This is a genomic window from Roseibium porphyridii, from assembly GCF_026191725.2.
Classification (GTDB): Bacteria; Pseudomonadota; Alphaproteobacteria; order Rhizobiales; family Stappiaceae; genus Roseibium; species Roseibium porphyridii.
Window position 1 is genome coordinate 1,576,775 of the sequence record NZ_CP120863.1, and the last position, 20,150, is coordinate 1,596,924.

The following is a 20,150-nucleotide window of genomic DNA, read 5'->3' on the forward strand; positions in this document are numbered from 1 at the left end:
AGTCAATGCGGGACTGTGTGCGGCTGGTCCAAGGATTTTCCAGCCGGGTTTTCATTGCCTCGGGGTGACGAGGTTCACCATCAGGCGGAACGCGCCAGGAACGAGCTTTTCCATTTGATGATGCAGGATCAAAGCGCAATGGACATGCCGTCCACGGCCGATGTCGGCGGATAGAAGCGACCCTTTGTGGGGCGCTTCGTCTGGGTCAGACATTTGCAACAGGGGCACGTATTGCGGATCCCATGATTTTGCAAAGTAAAGTCCGCGCTCCTTGTGCCAGCCGGACCAGTCATCTGCCCCAATGATGTTGGGTTCGTTAAGGAGCGGATGCGTGGGATCAAGGACGGTCACCACCGCGGCTTCGTCAGTCACGCGCCAGCGCAGTGACGGTTGACCGATTTCAAGAGGTGCCGGAGGTGTTGAGGATGGGTGCCAGTTGTCCCACGGGCGGTGGTAAAGCGTCAGCAGTGTGCCTCCGTTTGAAACCCAACGGTGTAAGGCAGGCAGTGCCTCAAATACGTCAGAGCGGGACTTCATAGCGAAAATTCCGATGACAATGGTGTCAAACCGTGAAAGCGCCGCATCGGTTTCAAGGTCGTCCTGTGAAATCTGGCTGACGTTCAGGCCAAGCTGCTCAAGCCAATAGTCGACGCGGTCATTGCCGCCGCCGGCATACCCAATTCGCGCGGTTGTCGTTCCTGCGTCTACGACCCGTATCGAAACCTTTGCCGGCTGGCAAAGGGAACGGGGCGGAAGATCGGCGCGTGTGATGGACTGAACGCTCTGGGCCGGAATGCCTTCGAGAAGCAGAGGCAGATGATAAAGTCCCTTGGCGAGATTGCCCGAAGTTGCAATATCAAACCCTGTTTCGGTTCTATTGGCGGCCCAACCCTCCGGCGTATCCAGTGTCTTTGAGGCGTCTGGCGGCGTAACATTGCCGAGCCTGATGGAAATGTTATCGGCAGGGGCGGAGAGGTTCACAACCACCGATGATGGTGTCAGGTCGGCACTTCGTTCTGGCAGAACTTGTGGTGGAATGTCGAATGGAATGTGGGTTCTGCTTTTGACACCATGGGTCGTCAGCTCAAGCTTTAGGCATGGCGCGTCCGGTTGATGAGGAAGGTATCGGGACGGGTAAGGATCACTGATCGGGGCATTGACGGTCCGGACCGAGGTCAGGTCACCTTCCCAGTGACCGGGAAGGTGGAGTGAAAGATCAAGTTGCTCAGCATCGCCTTGATCAATTTCAGTCGAAATTGACGCCTGGTCGGTTGGCTCTAGGGTGTCTTTTTCAAGCCAGCCATGGCAATCGACTTGAGCCGCGACCCGTATAAGTGTTGAGAGCTGGCTTTCTTTGCGCGCAACCCTGTGGCTATGCGCCGGAGAGATGTCCGCAGCTGCTGCCCGCAAATGAGAAAGGGCAGCGCTTGCATGTTTCAAAATGGCTGAAGCATCAGGGAAAGCGCCGAGTGCCGCTTCGATTTCCGACTGAGCATTGGCCAGTTCTGGCGTGTCGCCAAGGTCCTTTAGAATTGATGGCAGACCAGCCTCCAGGGAGGCTTCACCATCTGGCAGATGGCAGACTTTCAGGTGTAGAGGCCAGCTGTGTTCGCGGCCTTTGGGGATCCACCGACCCATTCCCTGGCTCTGGTGAAATGCCCGGCTTTGTTCGCCGAGTTGAAAGAAGGTGGCTCCGGTGACCGGATCCCGTCCAAGACCGGAAACCTCGATTGTTGCCGGCGGCGGTGGCAGGTCATCATCATAGGATTGCCCCGCGCCAGACCAGGCGGGCAAATACATTTTGGAAACCTGCCATGCTGGGTAACTGCTTTCGGTATAAGCAGGGTCGGCCGCCAATACTATCGCTTCCTCGGCCGCCTGGGTCATGGCCCGGTGGTGGCCGTGCTGTCCAGGTACATCAAGAAATGTAGGGCAGATGATGTCAGGGCGTTCCTCACGCAGAATATCGACGAAGCGTTTCAGCGTTCGTTTGTGATCCCAGGTCCGCAAGGTATCGATGCCAGACTTGGAAAAACCGAAATCGAAAATCGTATCGTCGGGAGTTTCCGACAGCCAATAAAGGCGCATGTTGAGAATGTCGGCAGCCTGTTCCATTTCTGCAGTTCGCAGAACTCCGAGTGCAGCACCCGCCTCGCGTCCCATGATGTTTTGCCCGCCTTCGCCGCGCGTCGAACAGGCGTAGGAAAGGTCAATGCCATGGTTGAGACTGAAACTTGCCAGCATCTGGGACGTCTCGTCGTCCGGATGGGCACCGGTATTCATGAAAGATATGACCGAGCGCAAGGGGACCAGAGCCCGCCAGAGCTGAACCAGAAAAGGGTCGGCCTTCTGCCGGGCTATCCGGTGCAGATCTGTCAGTGGCATGGATGTGTCCTCAGGTTCAAGAAACGGTAATTGGAGTGAAGGCGCTGTGCAGGACCAGTGACGCTGCACCGAGCGTTGCGGTCAGTCGCCCGCATGTCCCGCGTTGCAGCCTTGGCAGCAAATTGTCGTTGCGATTGGCAATCGACGCGGCCGGAAGCGGGCAGTTTGAAATCAGGTGGTCGATGAGCTCGGGCGGCATCGCGCCGCCGAGGATAATGGTCTGCGGATCGAGCAGGTTTTCCAGTGTCAGAACCGCATGCCCCAAAGCGTTTGCCGCTCTTTCAAGCCAGTCTGCCAGTCGTTGATCTTGTGCACTGAAGAGATCTGAAATCCCGTCCAGATCTATCGGGCTCTTGCTGCCGATATAGGTCTGAATGGAATCCCGGCTGAGCAGGCTTTCCAGGGGAGCTGGACCGTTTGGCCCCGGGAAGGGTATGTGGCCAACTTCTCCCGCATTTCCGAAGGCCCCTGACACGAGCCTGCCATCCTGGACAATTCCGAGGCCAAGCCCACGACCAAAATAGAGAAACGCGTAGCAACCAATGCCTTGCGCGACACCGGTCAGGCTTTCAGAGAGCGCGGCGGCATTCGCGTCGTTGGAGAGTTCGACCACGCCTCCGAGCGTTTCCTTGAAAAGGCTTTGTGCGTCTGTATTCTCCCAGCCCTTGAGGTCTGAGCTACGCCCGGTGAGGCCCGTGTCACCGAACGGTCCGGGCATGACGATGCCGTTTCCAAGGATTGCGTCCAGCGAAATGGGCGATGAGGCAATCATGGCATCGCGCAAGCGCAAAACATGGTCGCAGACAGCTGCCGGCGAATTGTCTTCCAGTGCCGTGCGCTGTGTACTGATCTGGGCGCCGGCAAGATCGACAAGCGCGGTGAAGATCGCATCGGGCCTGATTTCGACCCCAAAGGCGTAGGCTCCTTTGGGGTTCAGACCGTATTGGACGGCTGGCAGGCCACGGCCTGAAACTCTGGTCCCTTTTTCTTCGATGAGGCCATCAGCCAGCAATTCAGCAATGATGTTGGACGCGGCTTGTGTCGTCAGCCCGAGCGAACGTCCGATTTCGGCACGACCCATCGTGCCAGCCGCCTGAATGCTGCCGAGGACCGCCTGCCGGTTCCGGTTCCGGCTACGCAATGGGTTGGACCCTCTGATTTGCGTCTCGATTTTCATGTCCGATCTAATAACTCAAGAAAATTGACAATTCAATTTATTTGACTTAATCAATTTTCATGTAGGCGGCAAAGACCGTCCCTCCAGACCAAGCGTGCACGCATCCAGACGGGAGCATCATCAATGTCCAAATACATGAAGCGCATGGCGCTGAGTGGGTTAACCGCTCTGGCCACTTTATTCGGCAGTTCTGCAATGGCTGTCGAAATCGAATATTGGCAGTATTTCTTCGACGCACGTGTTGATGCGATGGAGCAGCTGATCGAGAAATTCGAGGAAGCCAATCCCGACATCACCGTGAAGATGACTCATTTCCCTTATGCGGATTATCGCACCAAGGTTGCAGCGGCCATTCCAGCCGGTGAGGGGCCGGACGTGGTTCAGCTGTTCTACGGCTGGCTGAATGATTATATCGAGGCGGACCTCATCCAGCCGTTGCCGAAAGACCAGTTTGACCCGGCGGCCATCGACGCAGAATTCTTCCCGATGGTTCAGGCGATGAAACGGGACGGTGCCTATTATGCGTTGCCGACGGCCGTGCGTTCGCTGGCGCTGTTTTACAACACCCGGCTTTTTGATGAGGCAGGAATAGAAAATCCGCCCGAGACGCTTGATGAACTTGTCGAGGCCGCCAAGAAACTGACAAAGGTAGATGGCGCCGGCAACATCACACAGGTCGGCATTACCACCGGCATGACCGCGCAGGACCACCATTGGTGGCGCGAGGTCCTGGTGCGTCAGTTCGGCGGTGAGCCTTACAAGGAAGACTACAAGACCGTGAACTACACGGACGATGCCGGACTGGCCGCATTGAATTTCTATGTAGACTTGGAAAAAGAGCACAAAGTCACTCAGTCCGGTTTCATGGACGAGCCGCAGGCGGCCTTCAAGGGTAACCGTGCCGGCATGCACATTGACGGCTCTTTCCGGATCGGATCCCTGAACAAGGTTCGCGGCCTCAAGTGGGGCGTCGCGGAGCTGCCGGCCGGGCCTGACGGCAAGAGGTCGAACTATTCGTCTTATTGGGTGAACGGCATTACCTCCAAGGCGGAAGGCGAGAAATACGACGCGGCCGTGAAGTTCCTGCAGTATCTGACCTCCGACGAGGCAATGCAGCTCTGGCTCGATGTTGTTGGCGAGTTGCCGGCAAAGCCTTCGGTTGGCATGGTTGAGGCAAACGCAAATGATCCGACTTTCGGGCCGTTCATTCGCGGACTTGCCTACGCCAACACCACCAAGTTTGCCAATGAATCCGCACAACGCCAGGCAATGGTGGACATGGTGGCAAGGATCGACATCGAAGGTCAGGACCCGGCAGAGAGCTTGGCTGCTGCCGCAGCCGAGGAGCAGAAGATCCTCGACGACTACTACAAGTAAGACCGACTAAGCGAACGGGCTGCCGCCTTGCGGCAGTCCTTTTTTCAACGATCGCACGGTGCGGCATGTCTGCCTACAAGAACCTCTCCATCAGGCAAAAGCAGATTGTATGGGCATGGCTGTTTCTGGCGATCCCGGTCCTGTTTTATGTGGTGATCCGTTTTTATCCGACGGGCACGGCCTTCGTGATTTCCTTTCAGGAGTGGAACCTCCTTGGCAAGCGCACCTGGACCGGGCTGGAAAACTACGAAAAGCTCTGGAACGATCCGGTCTTCTGGAAAGTCTTCCGAAACACGTTTGCCTACCTTTTGCTTGGTACACCCGTTTCGCTGGTGATCAGCTTTGTCATTGCTTACCACCTCGACAAGACACGCTTTCTGCACGGCTTCCTGCGGATGCTTTATTTCCTCCCGTTCATGACGTCTGCGGTTGCCATGGCGTGGGTGTGGCGGTGGTTCTATCAACCGGTGCCAATCGGCCTTTTTAACAATATGCTGGCTTCGATCGGAATTCCCCAGATCGAGTTCCTGAATTCGACGACCAATGCCCTGCCGTCCATCCTGGCGCCGGCAATCTGGGCGGGGCTTGGATTTCAGGTCATCATTTTCATGGCGGGCTTACGCGCTATTCCCGTAAGTTACTATGAGGCTGCCAAGATCGACGGGGTCGGCTGGTGGACGGTGCTCACCCGCATCACGTTGCCTCTCCTCAAACCCACGATCGTGTTCATTGTGGTCTTCTCGTCGATCGGTTTCCTTCGGATCTTCGATCATGTTTTCAACATGACGACGAACAATCCGGGCGGGCCGCTCAATTCCACGAAACCGTTGGTTCTGATGATCTACGAAACGGCCTTCAGCAGCTTTGACATGGGCTATGCCGCGGCGCAGACGGTTGTCCTCTTTCTTATCTTGCTGGTGGTCAGCCTTCTTCAGCTTTGGATCCTGCAGGGGGACAACACATGAGCCTCGCAACCAATCCCGGTCAGCTGCCACGCGCCGCAGCCGATGCCGTCTTCACCACGCAAACCAAAAAAACCGCCAATATGGGTCAGATCTTGCGGTGGATGGTTCTGTTTCTCGGCGGAATTTTGATGATCGCGCCGATCGTCTACATGATCTCGACGTCGTTGAAGTGGCCGCATGAAGTCTACAACGTCAATCTGATCCCGGAAGAGCCGACGATCGAGAACTACACTTATGTTCTTGAAGACGGGCGCTTTTATCTCTGGTTTGTGAACTCCATCATCATTGCCCTGATTACCACAGTGTCGAACCTCTTCTTCGACAGCCTGGTCGGGTACACCTTGTGCAAATTCCGCTTTCCGGGCCGCTACATCGTCTTCATTGCCATCTTGTCGACACTGATGATCCCAACAGAGATGCTGGTCATTCCCTGGTACACGATGAGCCAGGCTTTCGGCTGGCTTGACAGCTATTGGGGCATCATGTTCCCGGGGCTGATGACAGCTTTCGGGACGTTCCTGATGAAGCAGTTTTTCGAAAGCGTGCCGAATGACTTCCTCGAAGCAGCCCGCATCGACGGTCTGAATGAATTCCAGATCTGGTGGAAGATCGCCATGCCACTGGTCAAGCCGGCTTTGGCTGCTTTGGCGATTTTTGTGTTCCTCGGCAATTGGACAGCTTTCCTCTGGCCGTTGATCGTCACGAACTCAGTCGAGATGTATACGGTTCCGGTCGGTCTTTCTGGGTTTGGAGACGAAGTCGATGTTGCCTGGGAATTGATCATGACCGGCGCGGCGATTTCCACGATCCCGACTCTGATCGTTTTTCTGATTTTCCAGCGCTTCATTATTCGAGGCGTCGTTATGGCAGGGCTCAAGGGATGACCGGACCAGTGAAGGACACCTCTCAATTTCCCGATCCTGTCTACAAGGAGACCGTGCTTTCGGACCTCTTTGAAGGCGTGAAGGCAAACTATGCCGGGCATATGGCAGCCATCAACAAGGCCCATCTGGTCATGTTGTCGGAAACAGGTATTTTGCAGCCCGATCAGGTGAAGCCTCTTGCTGCTGCATTGTTCGAGATTGATGACAATGTCGATGTGGCGTCGCTGGTCTACACCGGAGAACACGAAGACTATTTTTTCTACGTGGAAGCGCTGCTGCGCCGGAAGCTCGGCGACCTTGGGGGTATGCTGCATACCGCAAGATCCCGCAACGACATGGACCACACCCTGTTCAAGCTGGCGTTGAGAACGCGCATGGACAGGTTATGGGGGGAGGCTGAGAACCTAGCCCGAACTTTCATCCACAAAGCAGAGCGCGAAGCTGAGACCCTGATTGTTGCCTATACCCATGGCCAACCCGCTCAGCCATCCACTTTCGGTCACTATCTGTGCGCAGCGCTGGAAGTTCTCTTGCGGGATATGGAACGTCTCGCACTTGCCATCGATACGATCGATCATTGCCCGATGGGCGCAGCTGCGATCACCACGACTGGCTTTCCGATAGACCGGCAACGAATGGCTGTGCTGCTCGGTTTCGAAACTCCTGTGCTGAATTCGTACGGGTGCATCGCGTCCGTGGACTATGTCACCGGTCTCTATTCGGCACTCAAACTGGTCTATGTCCACCTTGGTCGTTTGATTCAGGATCTGGCATTCTGGTCTTCTTTCGAGGTCGGCCAGCTTTATGTTCCCAACAGCTTCGTTCAAATAAGCTCGATCATGCCGCAAAAACGCAATCCGGTACCGATCGAGCATATGCGTCATCTGTCTGCTGTCACGGCAGGGCGCTGCGACGTCATGGTCGACACAATGCGAAACACACCCTTCACTGACATGAATGATAGCGAAGGCGAGGTGCAGCAAGCCGGATACGCGACTTTTGAAAGCGGTAGCAGGGTTCTGAGATTGCTAGCTGCGTTCGTTTCCGCGGCTCGGATCGATGAAGACCGGGTGCGCAAGAACGCAGACGCTGCCTGTGTCACCATAACCGAATTGGCGGATACGCTGGTGCGCGATGAAGGGCTGAGCTTCCGGCAAGCCCACGAGATCGCTGCTGCAACATCGAAGGGCGTGCTTGCAGAAGAAACCTCGCTAAGAGAAGGGTTCAATCATTTCAAAGCAGCTTTTGCCCAGGAAACCGGACGGGACCCGCGTTTGAGCTCTGACGATTACAGAACAGCTGTGTCGCCTGAAAGATTCGTTTCCTGCCGCGATCGCCTTGGTGGGCCTGCACCACAGGCATTGCGTCATGCCCTTGTGAGTTATCGCGACCAGTTGGCGGCGCTTGCAAGCCGGCAAAGCGCGCGCAGGCAGCGCTACGATGCTGCTGCAATCGCGCTCGACCAAACCTTTTCATCGCTTCTGGAGACTTGACCCATGGCGAACCTGTCATTGCACAAGCTGACCAAGTCCTATGGGAAGGTTGAAGTCCTGCACGGCATCGATCTGGACATCAAGGACGGCGAATTTGTTGTTTTTGTCGGTCCATCCGGCTGCGGCAAGTCCACAAGTCTGCGCATGATTGCCGGTCTTGAAGACATAACCGCCGGAGAAATCCGGATCGGGGATCGGGTGGTCAACAATCTGGAGCCGAAGGACCGCGACATTGCTATGGTCTTTCAGAACTACGCCATATATCCGCACATGACAGTGCGCAAGAACATTGCCTTCGGCCTCTGGACTTCGAGCCTGAGCAAGGCGGAGAAGGCGAAGCGGATTGAGGATGTCGCTCGCATTTTGGATATGACCGACTTGTTGGAGCGCAAGCCCTCGCAGCTTTCGGGTGGTCAGCGCCAGCGTGTTGCAATCGGCCGTGCGATGGTTCGCCAGCCAGCCGTGTTTCTGTTCGACGAGCCGCTGTCCAATCTCGATGCGCAATTGAGAACCCAGATGCGGCTGGAGATCAAGAAGCTTCATCAGCAGGTTGGCAATACAATCATTTTCGTGACGCATGATCAGGTTGAAGCCATGACGCTTGCCGACCGCATCGTGATCATGAAAGACGGCCATATTCAGCAAGTGGGTACGCCGGAAGAGGTTTTTTATTCGCCTGCAAATACCTTCGTGGCGCAATTTATCGGCGCACCATCCATGAACATGATCAGCATCACCGGAGGCGGTGAGCAGATAAGGCTGAAGAGCGGCGGCAGCATCAATCCCGGCAAGACGACTCAGGACGGGCGCGAGATGCTTTTGGGTATCCGGCCGGATGATCTGGCAATTGACACTGAAAACCCGATTGTGACCGGTAAGGTGGTCGTTCGCGAACCGCTCGGTTCTGAGACCCTGATTTATGTGAACGGACCAGAGGGCGAAATCGTTGCGAAAGTGCCAGGCAAGAGCGGCGTTCTGGTAGGAGATGAGGTCAAGCTCGGGGCTGCACCGGAAACGCTGCACTTTTTTGACACTGAAACCGGAGCCGCGTTGGTCTGATGCTGCACTCGGACACATCAGCCCAGGTCCTCTGCATCGGACGGATCTATTGCGATCTGGTTTTTGCCGGCGTTCCCAGAATGCCTAGCCTCGGATCTGAAGTCTTTGCTGAAGGTGTTTCACTGCATGCAGGTGGCGGTGCATTCAATACGGCAGCCGCTTTTGCCGCTCTTGGCTGGCAAACTGCCCTGAGCGGCGTCTTACCGGCCGCACCCTTTGAGGCAAAAATCCTGCAGGAGGGACGCGAAAGAGGGCTGGACCTATCCATGTGCGCACCGGCCGCTCCCAATGCGTCGCCCCAAATTACTGTTGCAATACCCTTGCAAGGTGACAGATCCTTTTTGAGTCAGAAATCCGGGGCTGCCTTTCCAGTTTTGGATCCGTCGGCACCTTCCACCAGATCAATCAAACACTTGCATATAGGTGAGCTGAAAAGCCTTTGCGAAAGTCCGGATGTGCTTGCAGTTGCCCGTCAAGCCGGTTGGAGCATTTCGCTTGATTGCGGCTGGGACGACACATTGCTTGCGCAAGGCAATGAGATGTCCCCCCTTATTCAGGCCGTTGATGTTTTTCTGCCGAACCAGCGTGAATTTGCAGCGCTAACAGCTTCAGGTCTTGAGATCGGCAGCGGACCACTTGTTGTTGTCAAAGAAGGTGCGTCTGGTGCGACGGCAATTCGCGCCGACGCACCGGTACATGCTGCGGCACAATCAGTAGAAGCGATTGATACAACCGGTGCAGGTGATGCCTTCAACGGCGGCTTTTTGTCGGCCTGGCTGGCCCGGGAAGATGTGGTTTCCTGCCTGGCAAATGGCAATCGATGTGGCGCTCTAGCGGTGCAGTCGTCCGGCGGCGCTGCCTGGTCTGTCGGCAATGAACTGGCTTCCTGATCGGATTGCGCAATTCTTAACCTAAAGGATCAGGACGCGAGCGCGTTGTCGAATTCGTGCAGGGGTCTGGTGGGTTCATTCACCAGCCACTGCAGATACGTTCCATAGGCTGAACCAGAGACCTTGTCGGCCAGATGCTGCAGCTCTTCCCTGCCAATCCAGCCCTGGTGGTACGCAACTTCCTCCGGGCACGCGATTTTCAGCCGTTGGCGCGATTCAAGCGTCTGTATGAACGAGGCAGCATCCAATAGCGATTGAGGGGTGCCTGCATCGAGCCAGGCAAAGCCTCTACCCAGCCGCTCGACGTGCAGACTGCCACGGTTCAGATAAGCCTTGTTGATGTCAGTGATCTCAAGTTCGCCTCTGGCAGAGGGTTTCAAGGACTTTGCGACATCAACGACATCTGCGTCATAGAAATAGAGGCCGGTAACCGCCCAATCCGTGCACGGTTCGGTGGGCTTCTCGGTGATAGAAACCGCTCGATAATCGGTGTCGAACTCAACCACACCATATCGTTCCGGATCATGAACCTGATAGGCAAAAACCGTTGCACCATTCGACCGGTTTATTGCTGACAGCATTTTTTCCGGCAGGCCCTTGCCGAAAAAAATATTGTCGCCGAGGATGAGCGAGGCGCGTTCTCCTGCGAGAAAGTCTTCTGCAATCAGGAATGCCTGCGCAATGCCTGCCGGGCGATCCTGAGCAGCATATTGCAACTTGATTCCCCATTGTTGGCCGCTACCAAGCAGGCGCTGAAAGCCACCGATATCCTGCGGCGTACAGATCACGAGGATTTCCTTCAGCCCGGCGAGCATCAATGTCGTCAGCGGGTAGTAGACCATGGGCTTGTCATAGACTGGCAAGAGCTGTTTCGAACTCGCCAGGGTCATGGGATAAAGACGGCTTCCTGAGCCGCCAGCAAGAACGATACCCTTCAATGCACATCCCTCCTGGGTCGGGGCAATGCCTGCAGCACATCACTGATGCTCTTCTCGATGGGCGGAAACTTCAGTCCGAAGGCATTCTGGTATTTGTCCATGCTGAGTACCGTCCTCAATGGCCTTACGGCAGGTGTTGCGAATTCGCTCGAGGCAGCTGCGCAGACCTGACAGGTCGGACCGTAAAGTTTGCCGGAGACGGCAATTACCTTTTTTGCCCATTGAAAGCGGGTCATTGGTTCCGGGGCTGCCAAATGATAGATGCCGGAATGGCTGGCCCAGTCCACGTCTTCGAGCTGGCGCACGAGGTCCGCAAGTGACTTTGCAAGGTCCAGTGCCGAGGTTGGATTGCCGACCTGGTCGGCCACAATACGAAGCTGACGCCCGTTGGCAGCTGCAGACAGCAGCCAGGAAACGAAGTTCGATCCGAAAGGTGAATAAAGCCAGGCCGTTCGAAGGACGATGTGTTTGGGGTTAAGTCGACTGACGCTGTTTTCGCCTGCCAACTTCGACATGCCGTAGGCGTTGACCGGGTTTGTGCGATCAGTCTCAACATAAGGTGATCGCTTTTCACCATCGAATACATAGTCGGTTGAGATGTGAATGATCGGAATGTCGTAAACAGCGGAAATCTGAGCAAGATTTCCAGCACCAACGCCATTCACATGATGCGCGTTGTCTGGAAAGCGTTCGGCGTCGTCTACGTTGGTGTAGGCTGCAAGGTTCAACACGAAGTTCGGCCGCAATCGGTCAATCATCGAGCTGCAACTTTGAGCCTTGGTGACGTCCAGCGTGTTTCTGGCAAAGAAACAGAATTCAAGATCGGCTGCGGCATCAGAGACAACTTTCAGAGACTTTGAAAGTTGGCCGTTTTTGCCGGTGACCAGAACCCTGGTTGTCCCCGTCATGCTGTCGCGCTACCGGAAGCGGCAAGTGTCGGGATTTGATGGGGTTGAGCGGACGCTTCGAGAGCCTGATCCAGATACCAGCGAACGGTTTCTTCAATACCTTCGTTGAAGCCAACTTCCGGCTTCCACCCGGTTGCTATCTCGACCTTTTGTGGGTCAACGGCATAGCGCCGGTCATGCCCTGGACGGTCAGTGACGAAACGGATCAGGCGTTCATGAGGAGCTTTTTCAGGGACTAGCTTGTCGAACGTCCTGCAAATCAGACGAACCAGATCGAGATTGCAGACTTCGTTGCGGGCTCCGATGGCATAGGTCTGCCCCGGTCTCCCATGTTTCAGAACCAAATGAAGCGCGCGGGCATGATCGGAAACATGGATCCAGTCTCGGGTTTGATGCCCATCGCCATAAACCGGGAGCGTCCATCCGTTCATTGCGTGTTTGCAGACCAGCGGGATCAGTTTCTCCGGATATTGTTCCGGGCCGTAGTTGTTGGTGCAGTTGGTGACAATCGCAGGGATCCGAAATGTGCGGCACCAGGCCCTCACCAGGTGATCTGACGCGGCCTTGCTGGCTGCATATGGTGATGACGGATTGTAAGGCGTGTCTTCCCTGAAGATGCTGTTGCCACTCAGGTCTGCAAGATCCCCGAACACTTCGTCTGTCGAGACGTGCAGGAACCGAAAGGACGCTGCTTCAGAGCCGTTGCGCGATGCCAGGAACTTTCTGATGGCCTCAAGCAGCACCATCGTGCCTTTGATGTTTGTTTCCACGAAGTCGGTTGCATTTTCGATCGACCGATCGACATGACTTTCTGCAGCAAGGTTCAGAACCACAGTTGGGCTGAAACGTCTGAGAATCTGATCAACTTTCCCGAAGTTGCATATGTCCGCCTGAACGAGGGTGTAACGCGGGTTCTTGCGGAACTCTGCAACGGCTCTGGTGTTGGCAGCGTAGGTGAGCTTGTCGAGCACGATGATTTCATCGTCAGACTGTTCGAGCAGGTATCGGCACAAAGCGGTGCCAATAAAGCCGGCTCCTCCTGTAATCAGGACAGGCATTCAGACACCTCGATCATGTCAGCATAAGTGAAAACAGGTGGCAGGGCGGTGAACTGCGGGAGGTCCTTGTCCTTGTCAGACAGGAAAGCCGGGTCGTTGCCGAGTTGCCAGTCTATTGCCAGGACCGGATCGTCGAAACGGATCCCGCATTCGCTTTGCGGGGCGTAAGTCGCGTCGACCTTGTAAAGGACTTCAGCATTTGGCGTGAGCGTCGAAAACCCATGTGCAAATCCGGCCGGGACAAAGAGCTGATGCCTGTTTTGAGCACTCAGCACTCTTGCGACATGCATGCCAAAGGTTGGCGACCCAAACCGAATGTCCACTGCGACATCCAAGATCGAGCCGCTGGAACAACGAACGAGTTTGGCCTGTTGAAAGGGAGGTGCTTGAAAGTGAAGGCCGCGGACAGTCCCTTCTCGCTTGGAAAAGGACAAGTTGTCCTGGACAAAATCGGCAGTTACGCCGAGTGGCTCAAGGGCGGATCTGTTATAGGTTTCAGCAAAATACCCGCGAGCGTCCTGATGACAGGCAGGAACAATCTGCAATACCTCTGCAATTTCCGTCGACATCGCTTTCATGCGTGACCCCGTTCCAGTATCGGTTGTCGCATTTGCTTGCTGTTTTTTGCAGGCGCTGACATTCGGGCGCGCAAAGACGACGCCTTCTGCAGCATGGATTGCAGACGCAGGGTGCAGCCTGAGAGTTCAAAGCGGTCAACAACCGTTCTTCTTGCCGCCCTGCGCATGTCGAAGCTGCTTTTGGGATCGCTTAGAGCCGCGCAGACTTCGTCGGCAAGTGCATTCGTGTCCCAGAAGTCCACAAGCGTTCCATTGCGCTTATGACGGATCACTTCCTGAACAGGTGCTGTGTTTGACGCAATGATCGGCGCTTCACACGCCATTGCTTCCAGGAACGACCAGGACAGAACAAAAGGATAAGTCAGGTAGACGTGGGCAGCTGACACCTGGAACAGCTTAACGAGGTCCTGATGTGGCACCTGGCCCAGAAAGTGCGCGCGATCCTGAGGCAAGCCGGTTTCCGCTACAAGTCTGTCGCGCAGCTCAGAAGCATTTCCTGTTTGGCGGCCGTAGCTGACCCCGTCGCCGCCGGCAATGACGAACTGTGCCTCCGGGATTTGGGTAGCAACCAGTGCTGCAGCTTTGACGAATTGTGGAAAGCCGCGATAAGGCTCAAGACTGCGGGCTGCAAATGTGACGACCGGATCGCCGGCGGTCAGAAGCCGGCCGTTTGGCAGACGAAAACTCGCAACACTGTCGGGGCGCGCTCGCGAAGTGTCTATGCCCTCGTGCTGAACAACGATCTTTGATTGGAATTCCTGTGGGAAGCGGCTTTTTTGCCAGGCGGTCGGACTGATGCCGATATCAATCTGATCCAGCGTTGCCAGCTGAACCGTATTGCGCAATCGAACCGTTTGGCGATGATGGAGAGACACCTCTTCCGTTGGAGCAAATCCGAGGTCGCCGCCTTGCGGTTGGAAGTAATATTCGCAATAGCCGATGGCGGGTACGTCCGGCAGTGCGTCCTTGACGAACAACATGCCACCCCAACCAATATGGCCCATCACGAGGTCAGGTTTTCGGCCATTCAAGCTAAGCTTGTTCAGTATATCGGCAACTCGTCGACCAGCGACGATGTAAGGCACGGAGCCCTTGCCGGAAATTTCACCCGATCGGCCTTGGCCACCCGGTTTGTCACCATATCGAAAAACCCGCAGGCCCGGGACCGGACGATCCATGCTTTCGCAGATGAGCGTTGCCGTCCAACCATCTGAAATCAGGCGCCGGGCCAAGTGAACAAACTGGCCGGGTCCGTGCCGGTGCACAAACACGATATGCATGGATCGTCTCCGGTCAGAACCGGTTCATGTCGAGGCGCGGCGTTGCCCGCTGCAGGTCTGTTGCCCAAAGAACTTCGAGCTTACGCAGCATTGCGAATGTCTCTTCAAGCGCTTGCAAATCTTTTTCGGATTGAACGACCTGATCCTGATTGACCTCATCTGCGGTCTTTATGTCAGCACAAAGCTGTTTGCCCTTGTCCGTGAGGCGGATGCGAGCAGAGCGCCTGTCGCGAGCTGATGCTGTCCGATCAACATATCCAGACTGAACCAGTTGCTTCAGGCTGTAGGATGCGTTCGAGCCGAGATAGTGGCCGCGATCCATGAGATCACGAACGGAAAGATCATCGTCTCCGATAGTAAACAGCAGCATCGCGTGCGCAGGAGAAATGTCGTCGGCACCAATTCGAATGAGATCGATGCGCAAGCGATCGAGATATCGCCGGTACATTCTTTCGATAATTCTTACGAGATCAAAGTGATTTACATGCGGGGCTTGGGGGGCGTTGTTATTCCTGTTTGTGTCGATCGATCTGCTGCCATTTTCCTCAACTCTAGGTTTAATACTCGTCGTGTGGCCATTTAAGCCAGACACCGTCTCTTTAAATATATCGTGCATGTGCCCCGAACTCCCGCCAATATTCGAACTAAATTCGAACTAATCTCATCGCTAAATTGCTCCCTTTCTTTGCACTTCAGTGCATTCATTGTTTTTAATTTTAACTTTCTACTACTCGTCAATCGATCGCCACAATTAAAGGCGTTAGTTGACTCGATTTAATCTATAGTCATTCATCATTACTAGGGAAAAGATGTGTCGTTTTCTGGGCAAATTTGATTTTTTTCGCACTTGCGAACACATCTATCGGTTGAATATTTGGAGAATTGTAAATGGCTGAGCAATCAATACCGGCCGCTATTGATCCGTTTCGCCTCATCAGAGAGGCCAGGGTTACCTTTGCAACCGGTTTGGCTGTCGCTGCGATTTTGAGCGGGTTCATCACGCTTTTACAGTTGGTGGTTCCGCTCTTCATGCTCCAGGTCTACGACCGTGTCCTGAACAGTCGGAGCCTCGACACACTCAATATGCTTCTGATCATTGCTGTTGCGGGCCTGGTGCTCTTTGCGGTTCTGGAGTTCATTCGTAGTCAGATTTTTCAGATCATGGGCAGCGAACTGGTTCGGCGGCTCAATCTGACCGCGATCGAGGCCGGTGTGAAATCCTCACTTGAAAAGGGAGGCAGCATGGCCTCCGAAGTGTTGCGTGATCTCAATGATTTGCGGACGTTCATTACGAGCAACGCGATCAGCGCGCCGTTGGAAGCCATGTGGGTGCCTTTGTTCCTGATCGTACTGTTCGCGCTGCATCCCTTCTACGGGCTGCTGGCGGTCGTCTCGGCAGTCACGCTTATCGGTCTCAATCTCTTGTCTGATATGCTGACCCGTCCCTTGTTGAAAGAAGCAAGCACGGCCAACCTTCAAAACGTTGCGACCATCGGGGCAACGCTCCGCCATGCGGAAACGATCGATGCGATGGGGTTGATGCCTGCGCTCTCCAGACGGTGGCGCAAGGGTCAATTGCATGCGGCAGAATTGATGGCCATGGGCAGTCGGCGCGGCAAGGCAATACACGCACTGACCCGCAGCATACGATTTGGAATGCAGATTGCCGTGTTGGCGCTTGGTGCTGATCTTGTCATCAAGGGTGAGGTCACGGCCGGTACGATGATTGCCGCGAGTATCATCATGGGCCGGCTGTTGACCCCATTCGACAATATGACTGAAAACTGGCGCCAATGGGTGTTCGCCTTCACTGCCTGGAACAGGGTTCGTGACGTCCTTGAAAACCACTCTTCCTTGCGCCAGACCGTGCCAACGCCACCCAGCCAAGGCGCGCTTAAGGTTGAAAAGCTGGTTTATGCTCCACCAAATGCGCCGGTTCCGGTGATCAAAGGCATTTCGTTTTCGCTTGAACCTGGTGAGGTTCTTGGCGTCGTGGGTGCTTCTGCAGCCGGAAAATCGACGCTTGCCCGCCTGCTTGTCGGTGTGCTCCAGCCGACAACAGGCGGGGTCTTTCTGGACGGGAACAATGTCTACCTGTGGGAGCGGGCTTCTTTCGGTGCCATGGTCGGTTATCTGCCGCAGTCGGTGTCTTTGCTGGACGGAACCGTGAGAGACAACATCTCGCGCATGTATGAAGCGGACCCGCAGATGGTGATCGATGCAGCACGTTCGGCGGGGGTGCACGAGATGATCGGCAGGATGCCGCTGGGTTACGATACACCCGTCGGCGACAATCGGTACACGCTTTCTGGCGGTCAAAAGCAACGTGTTGCCCTGGCGCGAGCCCTTTTCGGAGGACCGCGTTTGCTGGTGCTCGATGAGCCCAATGCAAATCTGGATACCGAGGGAGAGGTTGCGCTGCTGCGTGCCATAGCCGAGGCGCGGGAAAACGAGGCCATTGTCATCGTGATCGCGCACAGGCCGGCCATCATGGAAGTTGCCGACAAGATCCTTGTTCTGGAGGACGGGCGTGTCAGCCAGTTCGGCGACAGAACGGATGTCGTCAGCAGTATCACACGCCGTTTGCCCGCGCCCGGTACCAACCGGTCGCTGCCAGGCAGTGGAGAGGTCGCTTAAGATGTCAGAAGACCAAAGGCAACTCCAAAACAGCCCGACATCCAAAGAGCCTGATGAAGCATTCTGGAAGGCGGGATTGGTGGCGGATGACTCGCGTCCACCGAGCCTGAAGAAGCCTTTGTTGGCTGCCGTGTTGGCGGTGGCAATCGGATTCGGCGGGTTTCTACTTTGGGGCTTTACTGCCGATCTGGACAGTGCGGCCGTCGCAACCGGCAGCGTGATTGTTGATAGCAAACGAAAAACAATCAGCCATCTGGAAGGTGGGATCCTGCGGCGGCTGCTGGTTCTGGAGGGCGATTTTGTGGATGCCGGACAGCCACTTGTCGAGCTGGACGATACCCGCGCTCGGGCAGAGCTTGCCCAGCTGCGCGGCAAACGCGTCAGCCTGCTTGCCATGTTGTCCCGCCTGAGGGCCGAGCGGGACGGAGCGGAGGCCATCATTTTTCCCAAGGAACTTCTGGAAAGCGATGCTCCGCTTACGCAAGACGTGCTTGCTGCGGAAAGCCGGTTCTTTGAAAAACGGCGTCAGGTTTACCAGGGCAAACTTTCCTTTCAGCAAAAGGAAATCGAGCAGTATGCCGCACAGATTGAGGCCAATCAGGCTCAGATTGAAGCCACGGGGCAACAGCGTGCATTGCTTGAAGAGCGGGTCGCCGCGTTGACTTCGCTTGCGGAAAAGGGCTTTACGTCGAAGGCCATGCTCAGTGATGTCCAGCTCGAACTGAGTGAGATGATTGGAGACGGCGGTGAGTTGGTCGCGCAAAAGGCGCGTGCTGAAAAAGCTCGCCAGGGGGCGGAAGTGGCGCTCTTGCAGGCCGAACAGGAATGGCAAAGCGACATCGCCAGCAAGATCCTTGAAACGCAGCTTGATCTCAACCTAACCAATGAGCAGATCGTATCGGCAAAGGATGTGCTCGACAGGCTGGTGGTCAATTCACCTCAGGCCGGAATTGTCTCTGACATAGAAACGCGCACGCCGGGCGGTGTCATCGAGCCTGGTAAGGCGATTATGGATATCGTGCCGCGTGACGAAAAGATGCTTGTCGAGGTGCGCATGAATCTCAATGACATTGATTCTGTCAGCGTAGGTTCAGAAGCGCGGATCAGATTGACCGCGTATAACAGGCGTAGCGCCAGTCCACTTGTTGGGCAGGTGACTTTTGTGGCCGCCGATCAGACTGTCGACCCGCAGACACAGGCGGCGTTTTATGTTGTGCGGGCAGAAGTGACACCGGATGCGCTGGAGGGAAGGCCAGACCTGGCTCTTTATCCAGGCATGCCGGCTGAAGTGCTCATTGTTCGTCGTGCCCGCAAGGCGATCGAGTATCTCGTCGAACCGATTTCTGACAGCCTCAATCGAGCCTTCAGGGAAGATTGACCGACCATATTCTTCCCTTTTGAGAAAGCGCACGTGTGTGCCTTTCCGTGCTCGCCGGCATTGCTGCATGCAGGGCCATGTTGCATTGCAAAATTATTCAGATCATCTGCAGCCAGAAGATGCAAACACTGGTTGTATTTTCAAGATTAATTTCACTTCGATCGATCGTTGAATTCGATATTGTGGTTTTAAGTATCAGAAAAATATATATAAAAAATACAACTTATAAGGGCTGTTTTGGTTTATTTAATTTTATTTTGAAATTCAAAACAAAAATAGAATAAGTTCATTATACTTTTAAAGTATAGAATTGAATAAATTGATTTCAATTTCTATTTTTCAAATTATTGCCTTATTTTTTTCACTATTCTTCTCTTTGCTAACAGTAATAATTGTGTATTGTCAGTGCTGCATAGCGAAAGGCGGACGTTGTGCAGTGCGGTGTGCCGCGATCTGCGGGGCGTCATTTTAACGAGGCAAGTTCAGGAGTTTGCAATGGCTACAATTGAAGGCAGCGCCTTCCAGGATTTCCTGCAAGGTACCAATGCCCAAGACTTTATTTTCGGCTTGGGTGGATCGGACATCATTCTCGGTGACGAGGGCGATGACTTTCTTTTCGGTGGGAACGGCGGTGACGTGATCGCCGGCGAAGATGGCGCCGACAAAATCTTTGGTCAGGGCGGCGAAGACGTCATCCTGGGTGGAGATGGCAGTGACACGATCTTCGGCGGTGGCGGTTCCGACTACATCGAAGGCGGTGACGGTGGCGACATCATTTTCGGTGGTGAAGGTACTGATCTGATTGATGGCGGCGCAGGCAACGATGTGATGTTCGGTGGTGGCAACCACGACGTCTTCGTGTTCACCGGTGGCGGTGGCAATGACATCGTGATGGACTTCCAGGTGGGTGATCTGGTTCAGATCTCCAACAACATCAACAGCACAGGCGTTTCTTCTGCGGCTGATGTTGCCGCACGTGCGACGCAGGTGGGCAACAACACGGTCATTGACCTGGGCAACGGTGACACCGTGACGCTCAACAATGTCGATGCCGATGAGCTTCAGAACAACCCTGAAGGCTACATCGTCGTCTCCTGATAAGCCACGTCCCGGGCGCGCGGTTTTCCGGGCGCCCGAGCGGCG

General features: G+C 55.1%; 17 protein-coding genes. 9 read left to right on the forward strand and 8 right to left on the reverse strand.

Features of this window, described 5'->3' with window-relative positions; all coding sequences use genetic code 11:
• Positions 1 to 51: 51 nt before the first annotated feature.
• Positions 52 to 2,385 carry a PIG-L family deacetylase gene (locus tag K1718_RS07400; RefSeq protein WP_265683417.1) on the reverse strand — a complete coding sequence of 778 codons (2,334 nt, stop codon included), beginning with the start codon at positions 2,383 to 2,385 and terminating at the stop codon, positions 52 to 54.
• 16 nt (positions 2,386 to 2,401) lie between these two features.
• Positions 2,402 to 3,562 (reverse strand): ROK family transcriptional regulator, encoded by a 1,161-nt coding sequence (locus tag K1718_RS07405; protein ID WP_152500324.1) that lies wholly within the window; start codon positions 3,560 to 3,562, stop codon positions 2,402 to 2,404.
• 135 nt (positions 3,563 to 3,697) lie between these two features.
• Between K1718_RS07405 and K1718_RS07410 the strand changes: the two genes are divergently transcribed.
• The 6 genes from K1718_RS07410 to K1718_RS07435 all read left to right on the forward strand — a co-directional run bounded on the left by K1718_RS07410 (position 3,698) and on the right by K1718_RS07435 (position 10,230).
• Positions 3,698 to 4,939, forward strand: a complete 1,242-nt coding sequence (locus K1718_RS07410; RefSeq protein WP_209006981.1) for an extracellular solute-binding protein — start codon at positions 3,698 to 3,700, stop codon at positions 4,937 to 4,939.
• Between the two features lie 65 nt (positions 4,940 to 5,004).
• Positions 5,005 to 5,904 carry a carbohydrate ABC transporter permease gene (locus K1718_RS07415; protein ID WP_265683419.1) on the forward strand — a complete coding sequence of 300 codons (900 nt, stop codon included), beginning with the start codon at positions 5,005 to 5,007 and terminating at the stop codon, positions 5,902 to 5,904.
• A gap of 80 nt (positions 5,905 to 5,984) precedes the next feature.
• On the forward strand, positions 5,985 to 6,788 hold the full coding sequence (locus K1718_RS07420) for a carbohydrate ABC transporter permease (protein WP_152504174.1): 804 nt from the start codon (positions 5,985 to 5,987) through the stop codon (positions 6,786 to 6,788).
• On the forward strand, positions 6,785 to 8,281 hold the full coding sequence (gene argH, locus K1718_RS07425; RefSeq protein ID WP_265683420.1) for an argininosuccinate lyase: 1,497 nt from the start codon (positions 6,785 to 6,787) through the stop codon (positions 8,279 to 8,281). Before K1718_RS07420 ends, argH begins: the two co-directional genes overlap by 4 nt.
• A 3-nt stretch (positions 8,282 to 8,284) precedes the next feature.
• A complete protein-coding gene (locus K1718_RS07430; protein WP_265683422.1) occupies positions 8,285 to 9,340 on the forward strand; it encodes an ABC transporter ATP-binding protein in 1,056 nt (351 codons plus the stop codon).
• Positions 9,340 to 10,230: a carbohydrate kinase family protein gene (locus K1718_RS07435; protein WP_265683424.1), complete on the forward strand. Its 891-nt coding sequence runs from the start codon at positions 9,340 to 9,342 to the stop codon at positions 10,228 to 10,230. Before K1718_RS07430 ends, K1718_RS07435 begins: the two co-directional genes overlap by 1 nt.
• 29 nt (positions 10,231 to 10,259) lie before the next feature.
• Here K1718_RS07435 and rfbA read toward each other — a convergent pair whose 3' ends face one another.
• Genes rfbA through K1718_RS07465 form a run of 6 tightly spaced genes read right to left on the reverse strand, consistent with a single transcriptional unit; the run spans position 10,260 to position 15,440 of the window.
• On the reverse strand, positions 10,260 to 11,168 hold the full coding sequence (gene rfbA / locus K1718_RS07440) for a glucose-1-phosphate thymidylyltransferase RfbA (protein ID WP_265683426.1): 909 nt from the start codon (positions 11,166 to 11,168) through the stop codon (positions 10,260 to 10,262).
• The gene (rfbD, locus tag K1718_RS07445; protein ID WP_265683429.1) at positions 11,165 to 12,076 is read right to left on the reverse strand and encodes a dTDP-4-dehydrorhamnose reductase; all 912 of its coding nucleotides are present in this window, start codon (positions 12,074 to 12,076) and stop codon (positions 11,165 to 11,167) included. The genes rfbA and rfbD overlap by 4 nt, the downstream gene beginning before the upstream one ends.
• The gene (gene rfbB, locus K1718_RS07450; protein WP_265683432.1) at positions 12,073 to 13,134 is read right to left on the reverse strand and encodes a dTDP-glucose 4,6-dehydratase; all 1,062 of its coding nucleotides are present in this window, start codon (positions 13,132 to 13,134) and stop codon (positions 12,073 to 12,075) included. Before rfbB ends, rfbD begins: the two co-directional genes overlap by 4 nt.
• Positions 13,122 to 13,712 carry a dTDP-4-dehydrorhamnose 3,5-epimerase gene (gene rfbC, locus K1718_RS07455; RefSeq protein WP_265683435.1) on the reverse strand — a complete coding sequence of 197 codons (591 nt, stop codon included), beginning with the start codon at positions 13,710 to 13,712 and terminating at the stop codon, positions 13,122 to 13,124. Before rfbC ends, rfbB begins: the two co-directional genes overlap by 13 nt.
• Entirely contained in the window at positions 13,709 to 14,992 is a 1,284-nt protein-coding gene (locus K1718_RS07460) for a glycosyltransferase (protein ID WP_265683437.1), read from the reverse strand. Before K1718_RS07460 ends, rfbC begins: the two co-directional genes overlap by 4 nt.
• A 13-nt stretch (positions 14,993 to 15,005) precedes the next feature.
• Positions 15,006 to 15,440 (reverse strand): MarR family transcriptional regulator, encoded by a 435-nt coding sequence (locus K1718_RS07465; RefSeq protein ID WP_247649361.1) that lies wholly within the window; start codon positions 15,438 to 15,440, stop codon positions 15,006 to 15,008.
• A gap of 440 nt (positions 15,441 to 15,880) precedes the next feature.
• Between K1718_RS07465 and K1718_RS07470 the strand changes: the two genes are divergently transcribed.
• The 3 genes from K1718_RS07470 (at position 15,881) to K1718_RS07480 (ending at position 20,105) form a co-directional block, all read left to right on the forward strand.
• Entirely contained in the window at positions 15,881 to 17,629 is a 1,749-nt protein-coding gene (locus K1718_RS07470; RefSeq protein ID WP_152500335.1) for a type I secretion system permease/ATPase, read from the forward strand.
• Position 17,630: 1 nt separating this feature from the next.
• Positions 17,631 to 19,007: an HlyD family type I secretion periplasmic adaptor subunit gene (locus K1718_RS07475; protein ID WP_265683440.1), complete on the forward strand. Its 1,377-nt coding sequence runs from the start codon at positions 17,631 to 17,633 to the stop codon at positions 19,005 to 19,007.
• A 495-nt stretch (positions 19,008 to 19,502) separates the two neighbouring features.
• A complete protein-coding gene (locus K1718_RS07480; RefSeq protein ID WP_152500337.1) occupies positions 19,503 to 20,105 on the forward strand; it encodes a calcium-binding protein in 603 nt (200 codons plus the stop codon).
• Positions 20,106 to 20,150 lie beyond the last annotated feature (45 nt).

Coding starts and splice junctions, on each gene's coding strand:
- rfbC (WP_265683435.1), bottom strand. CDS start 13,712: ATGAAAGCGATGTCGACGGAAATTGCAGAGGTATTGCAGATTGTTCCT.
- K1718_RS07405 (WP_152500324.1), bottom strand. CDS start 3,562: ATGAAAATCGAGACGCAAATCAGAGGGTCCAACCCATTGCGTAGCCGG.
- K1718_RS07465 (WP_247649361.1), bottom strand. CDS start 15,440: ATGTACCGGCGATATCTCGATCGCTTGCGCATCGATCTCATTCGAATT.
- K1718_RS07480 (WP_152500337.1), top strand. CDS start 19,503: ATGGCTACAATTGAAGGCAGCGCCTTCCAGGATTTCCTGCAAGGTACC.
- K1718_RS07435 (WP_265683424.1), top strand. CDS start 9,340: ATGCTGCACTCGGACACATCAGCCCAGGTCCTCTGCATCGGACGGATC.
- K1718_RS07410 (WP_209006981.1), top strand. CDS start 3,698: ATGAAGCGCATGGCGCTGAGTGGGTTAACCGCTCTGGCCACTTTATTC.
- K1718_RS07400 (WP_265683417.1), bottom strand. CDS start 2,385: ATGCCACTGACAGATCTGCACCGGATAGCCCGGCAGAAGGCCGACCCT.
- rfbB (WP_265683432.1), bottom strand. CDS start 13,134: ATGCCTGTCCTGATTACAGGAGGAGCCGGCTTTATTGGCACCGCTTTG.
- argH (WP_265683420.1), top strand. CDS start 6,785: ATGACCGGACCAGTGAAGGACACCTCTCAATTTCCCGATCCTGTCTAC.
- K1718_RS07430 (WP_265683422.1), top strand. CDS start 8,285: ATGGCGAACCTGTCATTGCACAAGCTGACCAAGTCCTATGGGAAGGTT.
- K1718_RS07470 (WP_152500335.1), top strand. CDS start 15,881: ATGGCTGAGCAATCAATACCGGCCGCTATTGATCCGTTTCGCCTCATC.
- K1718_RS07415 (WP_265683419.1), top strand. CDS start 5,005: ATGTCTGCCTACAAGAACCTCTCCATCAGGCAAAAGCAGATTGTATGG.
- K1718_RS07460 (WP_265683437.1), bottom strand. CDS start 14,992: ATGCATATCGTGTTTGTGCACCGGCACGGACCCGGCCAGTTTGTTCAC.
- K1718_RS07475 (WP_265683440.1), top strand. CDS start 17,631: ATGTCAGAAGACCAAAGGCAACTCCAAAACAGCCCGACATCCAAAGAG.
- K1718_RS07420 (WP_152504174.1), top strand. CDS start 5,985: ATGGGTCAGATCTTGCGGTGGATGGTTCTGTTTCTCGGCGGAATTTTG.
- rfbD (WP_265683429.1), bottom strand. CDS start 12,076: ATGACGGGGACAACCAGGGTTCTGGTCACCGGCAAAAACGGCCAACTT.